At 60.3% G+C, this 16,578-nt stretch carries 11 protein-coding genes and 2 pseudogenes; 4 read left to right on the top strand and 9 right to left on the bottom strand.

All coding sequences use genetic code 11. The features are described 5' to 3' along the window. Positions 1 to 1,635 precede the first annotated feature (1,635 nt). The 5 genes from H1204_RS44740 to H1204_RS44720 form a co-directional block, all read right to left on the bottom strand. Positions 1,636 to 2,088: an SET domain-containing protein gene (locus H1204_RS44740; RefSeq protein ID WP_180735385.1), complete on the bottom strand. Its 453-nt coding sequence runs from the start codon at positions 2,086 to 2,088 to the stop codon at positions 1,636 to 1,638. Between the two features lie 85 nt (positions 2,089 to 2,173). After that, on the bottom strand, positions 2,174 to 2,428 hold the full coding sequence (locus H1204_RS44735) for a hypothetical protein (protein WP_180735384.1): 255 nt from the start codon (positions 2,426 to 2,428) through the stop codon (positions 2,174 to 2,176). A gap of 223 nt (positions 2,429 to 2,651) precedes the next feature. Continuing rightward, a complete protein-coding gene (locus H1204_RS44730; RefSeq protein WP_180735383.1) occupies positions 2,652 to 3,116 on the bottom strand; it encodes a hypothetical protein in 465 nt (154 codons plus the stop codon). A gap of 228 nt (positions 3,117 to 3,344) precedes the next feature. Continuing rightward, positions 3,345 to 4,121 carry an H-NS family nucleoid-associated regulatory protein gene (locus tag H1204_RS44725; protein ID WP_180735382.1) on the bottom strand — a complete coding sequence of 259 codons (777 nt, stop codon included), beginning with the start codon at positions 4,119 to 4,121 and terminating at the stop codon, positions 3,345 to 3,347. Between the two features lie 127 nt (positions 4,122 to 4,248). Continuing rightward, on the bottom strand, positions 4,249 to 5,412 hold the full coding sequence (locus H1204_RS44720; RefSeq protein WP_180735381.1) for a GGDEF domain-containing protein: 1,164 nt from the start codon (positions 5,410 to 5,412) through the stop codon (positions 4,249 to 4,251). 1,239 nt (positions 5,413 to 6,651) lie between these two features. Between H1204_RS44720 and H1204_RS44715 the strand changes: the two genes are divergently transcribed. After that, positions 6,652 to 7,086 carry an HU family DNA-binding protein gene (locus H1204_RS44715; protein ID WP_180735380.1) on the top strand — a complete coding sequence of 145 codons (435 nt, stop codon included), beginning with the start codon at positions 6,652 to 6,654 and terminating at the stop codon, positions 7,084 to 7,086. 677 nt (positions 7,087 to 7,763) lie between these two features. Here H1204_RS44715 and H1204_RS44710 read toward each other — a convergent pair. Further along, positions 7,764 to 9,224, bottom strand: a complete 1,461-nt coding sequence (locus H1204_RS44710) for a UvrD-helicase domain-containing protein (RefSeq protein ID WP_180735379.1) — start codon at positions 9,222 to 9,224, stop codon at positions 7,764 to 7,766. A 333-nt stretch (positions 9,225 to 9,557) separates the two neighbouring features. Here H1204_RS44710 and H1204_RS44705 point away from each other — a divergent pair, with 333 nt between their 5' ends. From H1204_RS44705 to H1204_RS52175, 3 genes and pseudogenes are all read left to right on the top strand, one after another. Then, positions 9,558 to 10,946 (top strand): hypothetical protein, encoded by a 1,389-nt coding sequence (locus H1204_RS44705; protein ID WP_180735378.1) that lies wholly within the window; start codon positions 9,558 to 9,560, stop codon positions 10,944 to 10,946. A gap of 271 nt (positions 10,947 to 11,217) precedes the next feature. Further along, positions 11,218 to 11,379, top strand: a pseudogene (locus tag H1204_RS44700) (cold shock domain-containing protein). Positions 11,380 to 11,657: 278 nt separating this feature from the next. Next, positions 11,658 to 11,792: pseudogene (locus H1204_RS52175) on the top strand (integrase); the annotation flags it as partial. Between the two features lie 313 nt (positions 11,793 to 12,105). On the opposite strand, the gene H1204_RS44695 reads toward H1204_RS52175, so the two are convergent. Genes H1204_RS44695 through nirD form a run of 3 tightly spaced genes read right to left on the bottom strand, consistent with a single transcriptional unit; the run spans position 12,106 to position 16,563 of the window. Then, positions 12,106 to 14,928: a nitrate reductase gene (locus tag H1204_RS44695; RefSeq protein ID WP_180735377.1), complete on the bottom strand. Its 2,823-nt coding sequence runs from the start codon at positions 14,926 to 14,928 to the stop codon at positions 12,106 to 12,108. 13 nt (positions 14,929 to 14,941) lie between these two features. Next, a complete protein-coding gene (locus H1204_RS44690; RefSeq protein ID WP_180735376.1) occupies positions 14,942 to 16,213 on the bottom strand; it encodes an FAD-dependent oxidoreductase in 1,272 nt (423 codons plus the stop codon). Next, the gene (gene nirD, locus H1204_RS44685) at positions 16,210 to 16,563 is read right to left on the bottom strand and encodes a nitrite reductase small subunit NirD (RefSeq protein ID WP_180735375.1); all 354 of its coding nucleotides are present in this window, start codon (positions 16,561 to 16,563) and stop codon (positions 16,210 to 16,212) included. Before nirD ends, H1204_RS44690 begins: the two co-directional genes overlap by 4 nt. Positions 16,564 to 16,578: the final 15 nt, after the last annotated feature.

Here is a 16,578-nt window from a genome sequence, read left to right as displayed (position 1 = left end):
CCGGACAGCAGAGGCGCATTGGCATCGCGTCAATGTGGAATTACACGTGGCGGTCTGAACGGACATACAGCGTTGATCAACTTGCGCGACTGCGTTCGAAGCACAAACCATCACTACAAGGAACATTGAACTGATAAGCTGGATGCGCATGCGTCGCCCCCATCTCCGGTTTGGACATATCCATCCTGATCCGCTTTCGCTGTTCGCGGCAATCCTCAGAGACGGCTTCGCTATGTCGCCGATCAGACGCCTTTGATTGTGAGCCTACTCCCGCAGTCTATTATGCCAAACGCGTAGCACCGTGATTGACAGACCGAGCTTCGGCTACTACCGTAAAAGATGCCAGAAAGGGTTGAGAATCTGGTAAATCTGACGCCTGACCGCTGTTTGCCGGCGTTCGGGCCAACTTTCGACGACTGTCATGCCGACGCTATTTGCTGGGTCTGATGCGCACGTTGAGGAACTCCGTCGACGACCCTCCCGCCCACCCGACTTCGAGCGCGAGAGCCGCGCGCTGGTTCGTCTGGCACGCTCCCAGACGGGGTCGCGGGAAACGCTTCTGCAGACGATCGTGGAGAGCGCACGCGACCTCTGTTGTGCAGGCAGCGCAGGCATCAGCCTGCTCGAAGAACACGACGGTCAACGCTATTTCCGCTGGCTCTCCGTTGCCGGCGAAGTCTCGGCCTTACGCGGAAAAATTACTGCGTGGCGGGACTGCCTATGCGGAATGGCACTTGACGCGCACGAGTCCCTTCTTTTCACTGATGCGCAGCAGGAGTTCGGCGTACTGTGGGCTGGACCCGTACGCGTCACGGAGGGACTCGTTGTCCCCATCGGTACGCTTGTCCGTATCATGGGCAGCGCGACCGATAGCTCTCCCATCTTCCTAACTAGCTAGCCGACGATTGCGATGACAACGGGTTTGAAATCATGAGCGTCCGCTCTGCGGCAAGGTGATGGACCGAAATGGGTCGCCTTCTGTCCCATTCATTTTGTCATTGCGACCTCAGTAGGTCTGAGCCGACGTGCAGAGAACGCCACCATACAAAACTCCGCCACGGAAACCAGTGACACACGCCCCCTGAACCGATAGACACAACTTTTCTTGTGTGAACGGTCGTTGATTCTCAAGAAAAGGTGATCACAAATCGCGCTGTTAAGATAAGTTTTCATGGATTAATAGCACGATTTTGTGCCTAAACTTGATCCGTGAAATTATTGAAATATATAGTTTCGACTACTATGCAACTGTTTTACGGTGTGACTCATCTCTCAATTTGATCGTCCCAAGATGTCATGGCGCAGGGATCAACCATTGTCGAGTCCGGCACAGGCACACCAGATTGCGCCAGGTTCTTTCTTCCCGGCGACCTGAATATCAACACGGCGCCGCGCGAAACGCCGCATCCCTTGCCAACCATGGACGAAGCTTTGTAGCTATGTCCGTCCTTGACGCCAATTCGTTCCGGTCAGGCGCTCAACTGCCGCGAGGTAGCGCGCTCGCGAAGCATCGACATCGTCCCTCCGCCCCGTGTCCAGATATCGAACAAATGCTCGGCGACCACCGAACCGATAGCGTGAATCGCATCGTGTCTCGTCAGTCCTTCTTTCGTAAGACAATGCATCCCGACCTGCCTATCGCGACCCTCTTCCAGCGATCATCGTACCTCGACATCGCCGGGCTCCGCAGTAACAGGCATACCGCTCGCGAAGTGCCTTTGATATCTTTTCATCACTGACCAGAGCGTAGTCGATGCTCAATTCTTCACCGGCGTCAATCTTGCGACGGGCGCGAATGAAGATTTTCTGTCCGTCCAGCTCCGGTACGCAATTGGGATCGCATGAATGGTTAATCCATCGGGCGCTATTGCCACCGACGGCACCGTCGATGGCGTAACCATCTCCCGTATCGAAAAGGAAGGTGTGGTCCGGTTGCGCAAGATCCCGGGGCGCGCCGCGCATCGCGGCTTCCCGTGGGACCCGTTTTCCCTTGTATTCGCAGACCAGTTCCCCGCGCAGGATCGTCACGGTCGCGAACACGCCTTTACCGTGAATGGGTGAGCTGCGTACCGAAATACGACGTCGCATCTTTATCTGATGACTAGCGATCGTTATTGTCGGGAAACGGAGCGGACATCGCGAAAGACCGTAAACACAACAGCTTTCCCAGGACTCAATGACCATCAAAGAGGTCTGAAATCACGGGACTCGTCTCCTGTCGCGGCGGCATCGTGCCGCTCCGGACCTGCGAGAGAACATCCGGCGGGAGCCAGGTAGCCTCAATCGAGCCGATGCCGCTGTCGATCATCTGCTGCAGGAAAAACGACTGCTTGCGTCCGGTTATCTCCGCCAGTAGCTGCAACCGTTGCTCAATCTGTGGGGTGACGCGTACCGCGACCACCAGCTTGTTCCGGGCAGTTCTTTTCACCGCATGCTCCTGTATTCAGTAATCACCATGGGTGGTGTTTCTATCACGGGTGAGCGCAGTTCGCGTCAGCAGGGACCGGCAGCGACACACCGCAAAAGATCGCTCCCGTAATACCCTTTATCGAAGGGGCACTGGAGTCGGTTTGGGTCGCGCCATATCCGCGAAGCGGGCGGGCGGTGATCGCCGGGCACCGCACCGAAACGTTGCATCGCGGAAGCAGCGGTTACGCGCGCTTTCGCGCCACCTGTTCGAATGACTCACCCGCCCGAAAACGCTCCAGACGGTCACTGGCGTCCGCGATTGCCGCGAGCGGCGCGCGCTGCATCTGATAGTCGTACGTCGCCGCGATCGTGGCAAATTGCCGGAAGCCTTCTTCGTCGAGCGCCCACACGGCGGAATCGCGACCACGATCGAATGCGGCGGAAAGGATGCTTTCAGCGTCCCGCATCTGCTCGAATGTCGCATCGCCATATCCCGCTTCAGCCAGCAGGCCGGTCAGGATCATCACCTGACATAGCGTCTGTGCCGCATTGACGTTGCCCCTTCCGCGCCGCATGGCATCGAGCGCGACATGCACCTGCAGACAGACACGATCCACCTCGGCACGCGGCATGGGCAATAGCATTGCCTTGTTCCGACGCGTGCGTGCAGTCTGGGTCGTTCTTGCAAATGGGATCGTTCTGGCCATCAGGTGGATGAGGTATGTTTCCGGAAGATGTTGCGTCAGAATGCTACACCACGCCGTACTGCAGTACCGACGCCAGGCTTCTGCAAACGGATAACCGGGCCGCGCTGCCTTTGCTCGTATGCAGGCGGCACAGGTCTCTTTGCCGCAGTCAGGCGAGCGGCGATGCGACGACGGCCGCGTGATAAAGGTGCCCGTACCGGACCTCTCACGCCAAGTGGGCGGCGGATATCAGGCCGAGACCGTTGCCGAGGCCATATCGCCGGTCGATGCGACCGCTTCCGGACTCTGCAGTGCCTTTTTTGCAGGTGCTTTCTTCGTCACAGGCTTCTTCGCCTGGGCTTTTCTGACTGCGACCTTCTTCGCCGGCGCCGGTTTTGTCACTGCCTTGACCTTCCTTGCAACGGCCTTCTTGGCGGCGACCTTTTTTCCTGCAACCTTTCTGGTCGCGGCGTTCTTCACCGCTGCCTTCGTGGCAGCATCTGACTTCGAGGCCGAGGATACCTTTTCCGCTGCTGCGATCAGAAACTTTGAACGATCCCTGACACCCGCCAGCCATGCCGGTGCCCGACCGCGACCACTCCACGTCGCATCGCTGCTGGGATCGCGGTATTTCGGCGCCTGGGGACCCCGCACATAGCTGCCTGGTTTTGCCGTCTTTCTAGCGGCAGGAGCCGGTTGCGCGGCGCTGTCGTCGACCAGGAACTTCGTCCGGTCTTTGACGCGCGCGATCCACGCCGGGGCGCGTCCGTGTCCCGTCCAGGTGGCGCCCGTTTTCGGATCACGATACTTCGCCGATGCTGTCGGCCTGGCAACCGTCGTGGCGCCTGGCTTGCGGCCACGCTTCCTGCCGCCGACGTGTGCTTCGATATCCGCGACGCTCAAGCCATGCTTTTCCATCAGATCACGAATCTTTGCGATGACGGTGGACGACTGGCTTTTGATGAGAGCATCGGCTCGCGCCTGAAGCTTTGTGATTTGTGCCTGGACTTTTTCGAGCGTTGCCATTTGTTCCCCCTTGATTTAGCGATGGCCGCACTATGCCACACGGCATTGATCAGGCGCCAGTATCGACGCGCGCCTGTTTTCCCGCTTCGTTGAAAGGCACGCGCACCGGGTTGAAGATCGCGAAGTGTCAGGCTGGAGTTAGCGAGTGCGAACCTGCCAGTTCAACGCGCCCTTTTCCCTTCCGCTTCGCACGATACAACGCTGCGTCAGCGCGACCTATCAGGTCGCTGAGCGTATCGTCAAAACCGCATTCGTCGATACCTGCACTGAAGGTCCATCGAGGCTGATCTTCCTGTGTTTTGCTCATGCTGGCTGACGACAGAATGGATTCAATCAGTCCGGCCGCCTGTTCCCGTCCGGTCTGTGGAAAGAAAATTGCAAACTCTTCACCACCAAGTCGCCCGAAAAGGTCCGTACGTCGAAGCTGCCCGGATACCTCGATGGCAAAATTCTGCAGGACGCGGTCGCCGGCAGGATGCCCGTAGTGGTCATTGATGACCTTGAAGTCATCGAGATCAATGATGGCAACCGAGAGCAGCGAACGGTCAGAAAGTGCGCCCTTCAACAGCTCTCCCCCACGCAACAGGAGTTCACGTCTCGCAAGCAGGCCTGTCAGCTCGTCGACTGTTGCGAGGCGTTGCGCATGCTCCACGAGACTGTCATTCACCAGCATCACGAGGCCAATCGACAGTAGTAGCAGCGAAAGGATGCCCGCTGAAATGAAGGCGATATTCCATGCCGACGGTTCCAGAACCCGCGCCGTGGGATTAGCGAAGAAAATGCACTGAACGACTCTCGACGCATGTACCACCGTGCCTGCAGCCGCTCCCAGCAGGACCACCCAGTGACCATACTGACGCCGACGCGACGTGCGGGAATTCCAGATGGTCCAGCCCACGGCCATCCGTGTATAGCCAAGCAGACCCGACATCACGGCTGCTCGCGCGTTCTCGTTGGGCGACAACATGGTCCAATAAAACACGGCGCCGACCGACACGGCCAGGCCAAGGTGCTCGTATCGCCCGATCGCCGGCCGGCCGGCAAAGCGGCGACAGCCTTGCAAAATCAGCACCGCAGCCGTGAGGACACACGAACACGCAGCGAGTACGATCGGCGGCGGGTAATTACCGCGCCTTGAAACCAGTATGCCAAATGCCACAAATAACATGCAGTGCGCGGCGAGCCACCGGTCAAGACCTGCAATGCGATGACGCGCGAGGCTGCCAAGCACGGCAGCGCTGGCGATGCATGACACCATGGCGACGACAAGAAGGACGTCAGTGCTGGACATTGGTCTGCTTATGTTGTTGTTAGCCTCAGCCTGTCGTTCAGGAAACGCCGCAGGGCTGTGCACAGGCGATCTCAGTGACGCTTTCGGAATCGCTCCCCAGATGGGGATCCCCCCAAAAAGCACGTCATTGCTCATCGAGCGAAATCCGCTTCTTCGCTACGACGCTCGCCCACCAGCGATGGCAGTCTTGTCTCTGAGACCGACGCATTTTATCTCGTGAGGCAGTTCGGATGCGTGTTTATCGATGCGGATGAGCGCACCCAGCTGGAAGCCTGTTGTAGTAACCGTAATCCTGATGTTGTAAGGAAAGCTGTACCTCTCATGCCCCGGCGCGTCACCAGCCCATTCCCATCTGATGCATTCACGGAAAAGAAGCCCAACGGGGCAGATCCGCGCGGGGTAATGAAAAGGCTTGTGAACGTCGTACGGGTTACGTTCCGGAGGGAAAACGATGACGCACAAATGATTGCCATGGTGCAGCGACCCGTGTATTGTGCGCCCCGCTTACGGTCAAGATTGCAGGCATCAACGCGGAGTCGGCATAACGGTGCAAACAAATACGATTATTGAGCAAGACATCATGCATCTCGCCCGGGTTTTGCGCGCGTTCGTTTTTCGATGCCCACCCGATGCCATCACGACGGCGTACTGGCGCAACCGACTTCACACGCTTTTCCAATCGCTACATCTCACCGACTACCAACGTCACTGGGTCCAGGAGCTCATGCGTGAGCTTCACGAGTTCGAACGACTGAGTTTGCACGACCGTTAGCCGCACGTACGTCGTGGTAAAGAAACTGCGCCGCCGTAGAACCCGCTACGTCCGGGCCGGGCGAATCCGCTCACTGGCAAACGGCGCGATGCCTCCGGGGCCGCCCCAGCAAATAACCCCTTCCGGTTCTGAAAGACACTACGAAGTGACTGCTCCGTCGATGACGGGAAGGTCATCCCGGCCCCTCCGTATTGCGAGCGCCCTGACTCGCCCGGATCTCGAGGTTAGAACCGAATTAACTCCTGGAAACCCTCACCTTTTGCTGGTCTGATAGCCGGGAAAAATGACAGGTGCCGGCCCGCTTCCTGAATCCCCCGAGCCCGGTGGTGTTGCGGGACACTCATTTGAGTGCATGTTTCAAGGGCTTTTCTTGACACACCGATTGTGATGCGCCATAGAATGCACGTGCTTGCTGCATAAACCGATTAGCGAGCACCTCCCAATTCGAAAGAGCGTCAACCACGACCATGGCAAAGACTGCAACGAAGGCTGCACCGAAAGTCGCCGCAAAAGGCAAAGCTGCTGCACCCGCTACCAAAGGTAGCGCAAAGGCTGAAAATGGTCTGGGGAAAAAGCTGGTCGCTGGCGCGCCCGTGAAGGAGACGTTCACGAAAGCGTCGCTCGCCGCGCACGTTGCACAGGCGGCCAACGTTGAGCCGAAGGCCGCAAAGGCCGTTCTTGCCGCACTGGAAGATATCATGCTCGGCTCGATCCACAAGAAGGGTGCCGGCGAGTTCACGCTGCCCGGCCTTCTGAAGATCAGCGTCCAGCAGGTACCGGCGAAGAAGCGCCGTTTCGGCAAGGATCCCTTTACTGGCGAAGAGCGCTGGTTCGACGCCAAGCCGGCAACCGTTCGTATCAAGGCGCGTGCGCTGAAGAAGCTGAAGGATGCTGCGGCCTAAATTGCGTCGCACTTGACGCTGGAGGGCTTCGGACAGGAGCCCTCAAGACTCGATATGTTCGATGGCGTCCGATGCGCGTACGTCGACGAATATCAAACACGCAATCCCCTCACCTTTCGCCCTACGTATTCCTGAGTCGTTGTCGCCGCGTTGCACGTTCAGGATAGCTTCTGCTGCAAACCGGATGACACAGCTCTCCTTCTCGGAACTGTGGCCGCCGCAAACCCAAAAGCGTCACCGTTCCGGTAATCCCAAACGTGCACGATAACAGCGTGTTCAACGTACCCAGTTGCTGAGGTCCCACGGTCGGACCTGCAAGGGCTTTTCTCGCGGCCCCGGTACAATCAGAACGATCGAAGCCCTCAGCGGATGATTTCCACGCCGTACTCAAACCCGATGCCAACGGAAGCCCCCTCGCCGTTCGTACGCCTTTCTTCCGACGTCGTCTTCAGTCGGGAAGTGCTCGGCCGCCGGCTTGAGGAAGAACCTTTTTCGCTCTCCAGCAGCGCTGTGCATCCTGTGCCGAGGCCCCGGGCAATCACCCGGAAAAGCGCAGTCCGGTCCGACGTCGCTCCGACTGAACAGCCATCCCTCTTCTGAGCATCGCTGCACTTCGACGAATCGCGGCTGACGATCTGAACATCCTCCTCGCCCAGTTCTTCCGCGACCGATCAGATTCATGATCTGAACAAACGCAGGAGCACATCGCGAAGGTCCGATACGTCCAGCACGTGCTGCGCGCGTGTGAACGCGACGTAGAGCAGCCGCAGTTCGTCTTCCTCCACCGTCAGGCGACCATCGACGTACTTGAACAGAAAATCGTTGATGACTTTCACCCGCTTCCATTCGAGGCCCTTGGCCCGGTGCACCGTGGAGATCACGTAATCGGCCTGCGCTTCAGGCGTAATCCGTTGTGCCAGCGAGCGCAGATAGCCGGTTCCGAATTCATCGACAATCCGCACGACGGGAAGCAGATCGGCGCCGGCCGCGCTGCGAGCAAAAGTCTGTGCATCCTTCCACGTCTCAAACAGCGAAAAGGCTGCAGGTTTGTAGGCCCGCCGCCCCTCAAGCAGCCTCTCTGCCCCATCTGCATACGCAACAAGTTCGGCGGGACTCATGCGGATCGACGGTCGGTGGCCCGCCTCCACGCCTGCGGCCAGATGCCAGATGGCTGATACGTTCTTGCGGCAAAGGATGGCGTCAACAGGTGGAGCGATCGTCGGGTCTTCGACGATGATCGAGCCGATCGTGCCCTGGCCGCGAACGGCTGTCTGCTCGCCCAGCAGCCCGAGTAGCCGGCTGGCGAGCGTGGCGAACGTGTGACCGAAACGGAAGGACTCGGTCAGCGCGTGTTGGGGTGCATCGATCTGCGCCATGGCGTTCACTGCGCCACGCCATTCGTATATCTGCTGGTACGGGTCACCCACGTAGACGATCTGGGCGTGTGGCTGCCGGTTCAGAAGCCACAGCATCACGCCATCGCTATCCTGCGCTTCGTCGAAGAGGATGAAGTCGGATTCGATGCGCGGGTGCCCCTGCGCCCAGACCTTCAGATAGACGTCGGGAATGATGGCGCTGCGGCCACGCGGGTCCGTGCTCTCACTCCACAGACGCGTGACATAGGGGCTCAGTCCTTCCCGCAGCCAGTCGGAGGCTGTAGCGTCGATCTTCTCGTCGACGGGAATATGGATCGCTTTTGGACCGTCGTCAGCCGAGCGGCAGAACCTGCCCAGTCCATCGACAATCATGCGACCGAGCTCGAACGGTGTGAGTTCGACGGTCTTTCCCGTCACGAGGGGCACCTCTACCGGACCGAGGCCATAGCGAGCTGCAAGTTCGTGAGGCGGCTCAGCGGGGTGGTTCACCCGCGCGGCAAGCGCGGGCGACACCGATCGGTAGGCCAGCGAGTGGACGGTTCCGGCCAGCACGTTGGGCGGAAAGCCGCGCCGCGCGTGCTCTGCAATCTCGCGGTTAAACGCCAGATAGATGCCACGCTGACGGGCGAGACGGTTTGCGACAAGCCGTAGCGTCGAGGTCTTGCCCGCACCCGCGTACGCCTTGATCTTGAGATTGCCGCTACCGGCGACAGCATCGACGATCGCCTGCTGTTCAGGTGTCGGTCTTATCAAACGAGCCATTTGCAGTTCGGGAGCAGATGAACCGACAGTCTACGCGGAACGCACAGGTCGCAATTGCAATGGGCTGCGCCAACCGGGTAACCACGGCGTCCAGCGAACTGGACAGAATCCGGTCCGTCCCTGGAGTAGTCGTCCCGATCGTCTTGGACGTGTCGCACATCGGGTGAAAGTCCCGCGGCGTTCATTCCTCGAACTTGCCACACATTGCGTCCCAGGATTACGGAAAGGCACCGCATGCAGCACTGCCGACTGCCAGACAAGGCGTTTTCGACGACATCGCCTCGTCTATAATCAGGATACCCAGAATATCCACATCGCATGGAGCCGTATTTTATGAGTCAAGCCCGCGGGCGATATGCGGGATCCCGGCGCAATGGCCAACGCCAACCTCACCACGAGAAAAAATCTCCGCCCCAACGGCCGGGACCACCGTATGTGAAGGCGCCTCCTCGGGACTCCGCCCAGACTGCCTCCATCTTCAAAACACGATCGTTTCAGTTTCTCGTCGATGCGGTAGGCGCAGAGAATATCGCCATAGCACTTGAATCGAACATGACGCGCGTGGCCGAACTGATGAAAGGCGAGAGGTTCACACCCGAGACCGCCTTTCACATGGAAACCACGCTTGGGTTACCGCATGGCTTCTTCGACCAGCCCAATCCCGCGCTCGTGGACGAGACCATCGCTCGTCTGAAGTCACCGCTCGACTTCGTTCAAACGGACGACGGACCCGACGCTGAGTCAGAAGCACTTAAGCCGGCTTCTGACCTGAACGTTAATGAGCAACCATTTCTTAAAGATAGTTTGTCCGAGGAAGCGCAAATGCCAAAGAAAGCAGCGGACGGGTCGCCCAGAGCCGTCAAGAGCAGTCGAAGCGAAATGGCCGAACAGTCTAAACCTCATGTGCCGCTCAAAGCTTCGCATTCGAAAGACAAGACGTCGCCTAAAACGCCCCAACAGCAACCGCTGGCATTGAGCGGCGGCGCCGAGGTGGAGAACATCCGGCGCGCTAACCTCCACGTTCTCACGCGTCGCAACGGATCGAAAGTAAGACTTGGCGTGGTCATGGAGATGAGTGGATTCAACATCGCCGATCGCCTACATGGCAAGAAGCGCATGGACAGTGTCGAAGCAAACCGGTTCACGGAGCGACTGGGTTTGCCACCTGGCTGGCTGGACACGCCGCGCTCCGAAGGCGAGATTCCAGAGTCGGCGTCGCGTATGCTGACCCCTGCTTCGCGCGGTCGCGTATCCGCCCAGCAACACGAGCCGCTTGCGACCGCAACAGACAATGGCGCGCCAGGGAAGAAACTCGCCAAAGCGAAGGCGCACACCGAGCGCTCACGTGCGGGCGACCCGAGCGATTCGGAAAGTCCCTCACCTGTTTCGGCGGATGCCGCAGGAGAGAATGAGACGATCGTCGTCAGCCCGCAAGATCATGTCGATGATTTTTCCCACGACCTTGCCGGCCGTCCACCTGAAGAAAGTAATGGCGAGGCACCGGCAGCCAAACCGCCAACCCTTGAGTCGCTCCCCACCTCGGCAATGCCGCAGCGAAACCCCGTACCGCTCCCCTTTTCTTCCGTGACCAGCCTGGACAATCTTCACGGTATTGAACCGATAGCGGAAGCATTGATCAAGACGCTAGTAGGTAAAGCGCGCACGGGTCGCCTGGACGAATTGAAAGCGCTGGAACTTTTGCAGCAAGCGATCCTGTTGTGAGTCGGTGGTAGCGCGCCCCTCGTGCGAAACGGTTGCCACGGCGACTCACGAATTCGCAACAGCATCAGATAATGCAGCCGCCGTCGGTCAGAACGACCGGGGCCTGAACCGGTTCGGGCCACCGGAAAGCGTACCGTGTGCTGTCCGTGGACCTGGCTGATTGGCCGGTCTCATCTCATCCCGGCGTGGTAAAAAGTCCTCCGTCGCGGGTGGCCGCTTCCGTGCCGTACCGCATTCGCAAATGCGATTTTCACCGTCTACAGGCTTATAAATGGCAACTGGTACCTGGAAATGGTTAACGATGCGAAGGGATTTGGTTTCACCACTCCGGACGACGGAAGGCTTCAATTCATTGCAGGAAAATCAGAAAGTAAGCTTCGACGTGAAGTTGGGACCGAACCGCAAACAGGCCGCAAATATCAAGCCTGTGTAACCGGCACGTGCATCATCCTGCCGCGGTCCTTGCGCACGACGTGCGTGCGTCGGCATTGCATCATGCTTCGATTCTTCGATAACGGCACCAGTCCGAAAGTCTTTGCTAAACTTTATCGATAGCTATCGGGGGAGTCGCCTGGCACGGGATTTCTTAGCACCATGAACCGGATCTCGCGCGAAATGGAGGGGGCAGCGAGGGCGCAACAACGGCAGACTGAACTTCACGCCCGCGCTCAACGTCGGACTGTACGAGACGCCACGAGCTCAACGCGCTGTCCACCGTTGAAACTGAAAGAGATCTGGGCGATCCGGATTCGTCTGCAACTGGCCGCAAGAACGCGCGATCTTGCGATGTTCAGCCTGACCATCGACAGCAAGTTGAGAGCGTGCGATCTGACGAGACTGCGAGTGTGAATCTGCCTTGGTCAGCGCGTTGCGTCACGGGCAACGCAATCAGTGGCGATGCGAACGTGGCATGCCAGGGCGCGACTGCCCCACGGCTGCGCCCGACTTGCGGTTGCGGCGCCGCGCACGATCATGCCGCCCTCGTTCGCTCAGATGTGAGGCGCGAAGATTCGCCGTATGTCGCAGGGTTCCCTCTCCGACACCTTCCGAACCTGACGGCATGACGTTACCGTCGTCATGGCGAGCAACGAGAGTATCGCCGGGTTTGATCACGGCCAGCATGGTTTTGAGTCCCTTCATCATGAAACTTCAGTCTCCTTCAAGCTGTGCTCAACCGTTCCAGTTCGGTGTCGACCAGCAGCTTCTTCAGTTCCGGCACGCAGGATCCGCAGTTGCCGCCGGCCTTCAGGCACGCGGTGATTTCTGCCGCGGTCTTTAGCCCTTGCTCCCGGATCGCCGTGCAGATCGTATTGCGTCCCACACCGAAACACGAGCAGACGGTGGGCCCGGTATCGACACCCTTGCCAATCGGCTGTCCGACCAGCAGAACGGCACGGTCCTCGTCGTCGAGCCTGTCCTTCCCGAACAGGCCCGCGAGCCACGTACGCGACGGCAACGGCAACTCGGGGCGCGCCGATACGAAGATGCAACTCTCGATACGGTCGTCGACCAGATGCACGGCACGATAGATGCCCGCCGTCCTGTCCTCGTACTCCAGCCAGTCGGCGTGCGGATCGTCGATGCCGAACAGCGCTTGCGCCCAGCCGCCGTGATCGGTGAGCGGCTTGCGCCCCGCGAGTTCGTAGCGCACGAACCGGGTGCCGTGGACGCGTGTCCAGTAGGTCATGCCGTCCAGCACCGGAACACGACGGCTCAACGAGAATCCGTGCCAGGCGACGTCGAACCTGTCGATGCGAACCGGCGTATGTTTGAACTCGGGCTCCCCGGAGACCGGATCGACCTCAGGATTCACCACCGCGCCGACACGCGCGTCGGACGCCACCTGATCGTTCCAGTGAATCGGCACGAACACGCTGCCTCGCGACATGCCACCGCCATGCTGCACACGTGCGACCATCGTGCCCCAACGGCTCGACACGCGCGCGAGTTCACCTTCCCGCACGCCGCACGACAGCGCGTCCTGCGGATGCAAATCGACGAATGCTTCCGTCACGTGGCCAGCGAGCTTCTCCGACTTGCCCGTGCGGGTCATCGTGTGCCATTGGTCGCGCACCCGACCGGTATTCAGCGTCAGCGGATACTCGTCGTCTGTCGCGTGGACCGGAGCGCGCGGCGGGGTCGCGACAAAACGCGCCTTGCCGTCCGCGTGCGCATAGCGGCGATCGCCGAAGAGACGCGCGGTACCGCGCTGCTCCGCGCCATTCGCCGTCAGCACGGGCCATTGGATCGGCTGCAGCGCATCGTAATGCTCGCGGCCGAGCGCGACGAGCCCGCCCAGATTGAACACGCGCGGCACATCACCTTCGATGTGTCCGCTATTCACCGTTTCCTGGCTGCCGGTGGTCTCGCCACCGTTGCCCGGCTCGTTACGATATGCGCTCAGCCGAGCATGCTCGTCGAAGATCTCGTGCGGAGCTGAAAAATCGAAGCCGGCATACCCCATGCGCTGTGCGACCTCGCAGATGATCCGCCAGTCCGCGCGCGCTTCGCCCGGTGCCGGCAGGAACGCCCGCTGGCGCGAAATCCTGCGCTCGGAGTTGGTGACGGTGCCGTCTTTCTCGCCCCAGCCGAGCGCCGGCAGCAGCACGTGAGCAAACGCATTCGTGTCCGTGTTTTCGACAATGTCGGAGCTGACGACAAGTTCGCAGCGCGTGAGCGCGCGCTTCGCCTGATCGCCATCGGGCAGGCTCACAACCGGGTTCGTGCCCATGATCCAGACAGCCTTGATGCGGCCCGTCTCGATCGCCTCGAACAACTCGACTGCCTTGAGTCCCGGCCGTTCGGCGATGGCGGGCGAACCCCAGAAAGTCTGCACGAGATCGCGATGGCGCGGATTGTCGAGTTCCAGATGTGCCGCCAGCATGTTCGCGAGGCCACCCACTTCACGCCCGCCCATCGCGTTCGGCTGTCCGGTGAACGAGAACGGCCCCATCCCGGGCTTGCCGATGCGGCCTGTCAGCAGATGGCAATTGATGATGCTGTTGACCTTGTCGGTGCCGGAGGTGGACTGGTTCACGCCCTGGGAATAGACCGTTACGACGTGCTCGGTCCGTGCGAAGAGCCGGTAGAATTCGAGCAGATCGTGCGGATCGAGCTTGCATGCCTTCGCGCACTGCGCGAGGTCGAAGCCGTTCGCCGCGCCGGTTGAGGCGGCATTGAGCGCCTGGGCATAGCCGGTCGTATGTGCATCGACGAAACCTGCGTCGGTCGTGTCGTGTTCCGCGAGAAAACTCAGCAGTCCGTTGAACAGCCGGACGTCGGTACCCGCCTTCAGCGGCAGGTGCAGGTCGGCCATCTCACAGGTCGCGGTGTAGCGCGGGTCGATCACGACGATCTTCACATCGGGCCGCGTTTCCTTGATCCTGACGATCCGCTGGAACAGGATCGGATGGCACCACGCCGTGTTCGATCCGACCAGCACAACCAGGTCCGCGAGTTCGAGGTCTTCGTAGCACACCGGCACGAGGTCTTCTCCGAACGCACGCTTATGCCCTGCAACCGACGACGACATGCACAGGCGCGAATTGGTGTCGATGTTCGCGCTGCCGACATAGCCCTTCATCAGCTTGTTGGCGGCGTAATAGTCCTCCGTCAGCAGTTGTCCCGAGACGTAGAGCGCGACTGCATCCGGGCCGTGCTGATCGATGATCCGGCGAAAGCCGCCGGCAACCTTGTCGAGCGCATCGCTCCACGACACGTTGCGCAATTCACCGCTACCTGGATCGCGCAGCTTCGGATGCAGCAGGCGTCCATCGAGCCCGACCGTTTCGCCGAGCGCCGAGCCCTTCACGCACAAGCGGCCGGCATTTGCCGGATGGCGTTCGTCGCCGGCGATGTCGGCCTGACCGTCCGGGCGTGGCGTCGCGAGTATGCCGCAGCCGACGCCGCAATAGGGACAGGTGGTTCGGACCGCATCGCGACCGGCGTCGGGCGGGTTGGAAATGACGATGGGAAGACTCACGTTCGATTCCGGTTCACGCGGGCTGCGCCTCGCACAGGGCTTTGCCGAACAGCAGCTGGGTGCGCAACGCCGCAATGTCGGTCCGGTTCTGGATCAGTTCAAAGTACCAGGCGCCGTCCTTGACGTCGCCGTACAGGACCGCGCCAATCACCCGGCTACCCTCGATCACGAGGCGCTTGTAGATGCCACGTCGCGGATCGCGCAACACGAGATCTTCGCTATCCGGACCGCCGACGAAATCGCCGGCTGAATAAAGGTCGACGCCTGTGACTTTCAGCTTGGTCGCCGTCGCGCGCTGCACGTAGCGGCGGTGACCCGCACCGGCCAGATGCGCGCCGCAGACACGCGCCTGATCCCAGATTGGCGCGACGAGACCGAAGGTTGCCGTGCGGTGCTGCACGCATTCGCCGACTGCGTAGACACGCGGATCGTAGGTCTGCAATGTGTCATCGACGACGATCGCCCGCTCGCAGTGCAAGCCCGCCTGCTTCGCGAGCTCGATATTCGGGCGCACCCCGGCCGTCATGACAACCAGATCGGCGGGAATCTCCATGCCGTCGTCAAACCGTACCGCAGTCACACGCTCCGGTCCGACGATTTCGGCGGTGCGTGCCTTCATCAGGAAACGCAAGCCCCTGCGCTCCAGCGTCTGCAACAGCAGGGCCGACGCGCTCCTGTCGAGCTGGCGGTCCATCAGGCTGTCGGTGTCGTGCACGACAGTCACCGACATGCCCTGGCGCATGAGCCCGTTCGCCGCCTCCAGCCCGAGGAGACCGCCGCCGATGATCACGGCGTGACGGTGACTGCGCGCTGCGGCGAGCATCGTTTCGACGTCCTGGATGTCGCGAAATGCGATCACCCCCGGCAGTTGGTGACCCGGCACCGGAATCAGGAATGGCTTGGAGCCGGTTGCGATCAGCAGCCGGTCGTAGCCCACCTCGATGCCGCTTTGCGAACGTACGATGCGGCGCTTGCGGTCAATCGCGGCCACCGGGTCGCCCGCATGCAGCCGGATACCATTGTCCGCATACCAGTCCCGCGTATTGAGAATGATCTCGTCGACACGCTTCTCGCCCGCGAGCACCGGCGACAGCAGGATCCGGTTGTAGTTGCCGTACGGCTCGGCGCCGAATACGGTGATGTCGTAGAGGTCCGGTGCAAGCTTCAGCAGCTCCTCGACAGTGCGCATGCCGGCCATGCCGTTGCCGACTACCACCAGACGCGGGCGGGAAGGCGCGATGAGCGATGCGCCTTCCGAGCCCGGCGCTGCGTGCTCATGTCTCATGCCGCGACCCACACCTTACCGCTCTCGATGCGCACGGGGTAAGCGTTGACGGAATTCTCGGGCGCCTCGAGGCATTCGCCGGTGCGAAGATCGAAATGATGCTTGTAGATCGGCGAGGCCACGACGATGCGCTCACCGAGGTTGCCGATCAGCCCGCGGGAGAGCACCGAAGCCTGCGAACCCGGATCGAAGTTGTCGATCGCGTAGATACCCGCTTTCGCGTCGTTGGCGGTCACGTGAAATACCGCGACCTGCTCACCATTGACAAGCGCGCACACGCCAGTATTCGGAAGAATGTCGTCGAGCGCGCACACAGGCATCCAGGATTGCGAAAGTCGATCGTCGTTCATGCTGAGTTCCTCGAA

This window comes from Paraburkholderia sp. PGU19 (assembly GCF_013426915.1).
In the GTDB taxonomy this organism is placed as follows: Bacteria; Pseudomonadota; Gammaproteobacteria; order Burkholderiales; family Burkholderiaceae; genus Paraburkholderia.
Note: the sequence above shows the minus strand (reverse complement) of the source record. Positions and strands in the feature narration are given on the sequence as shown.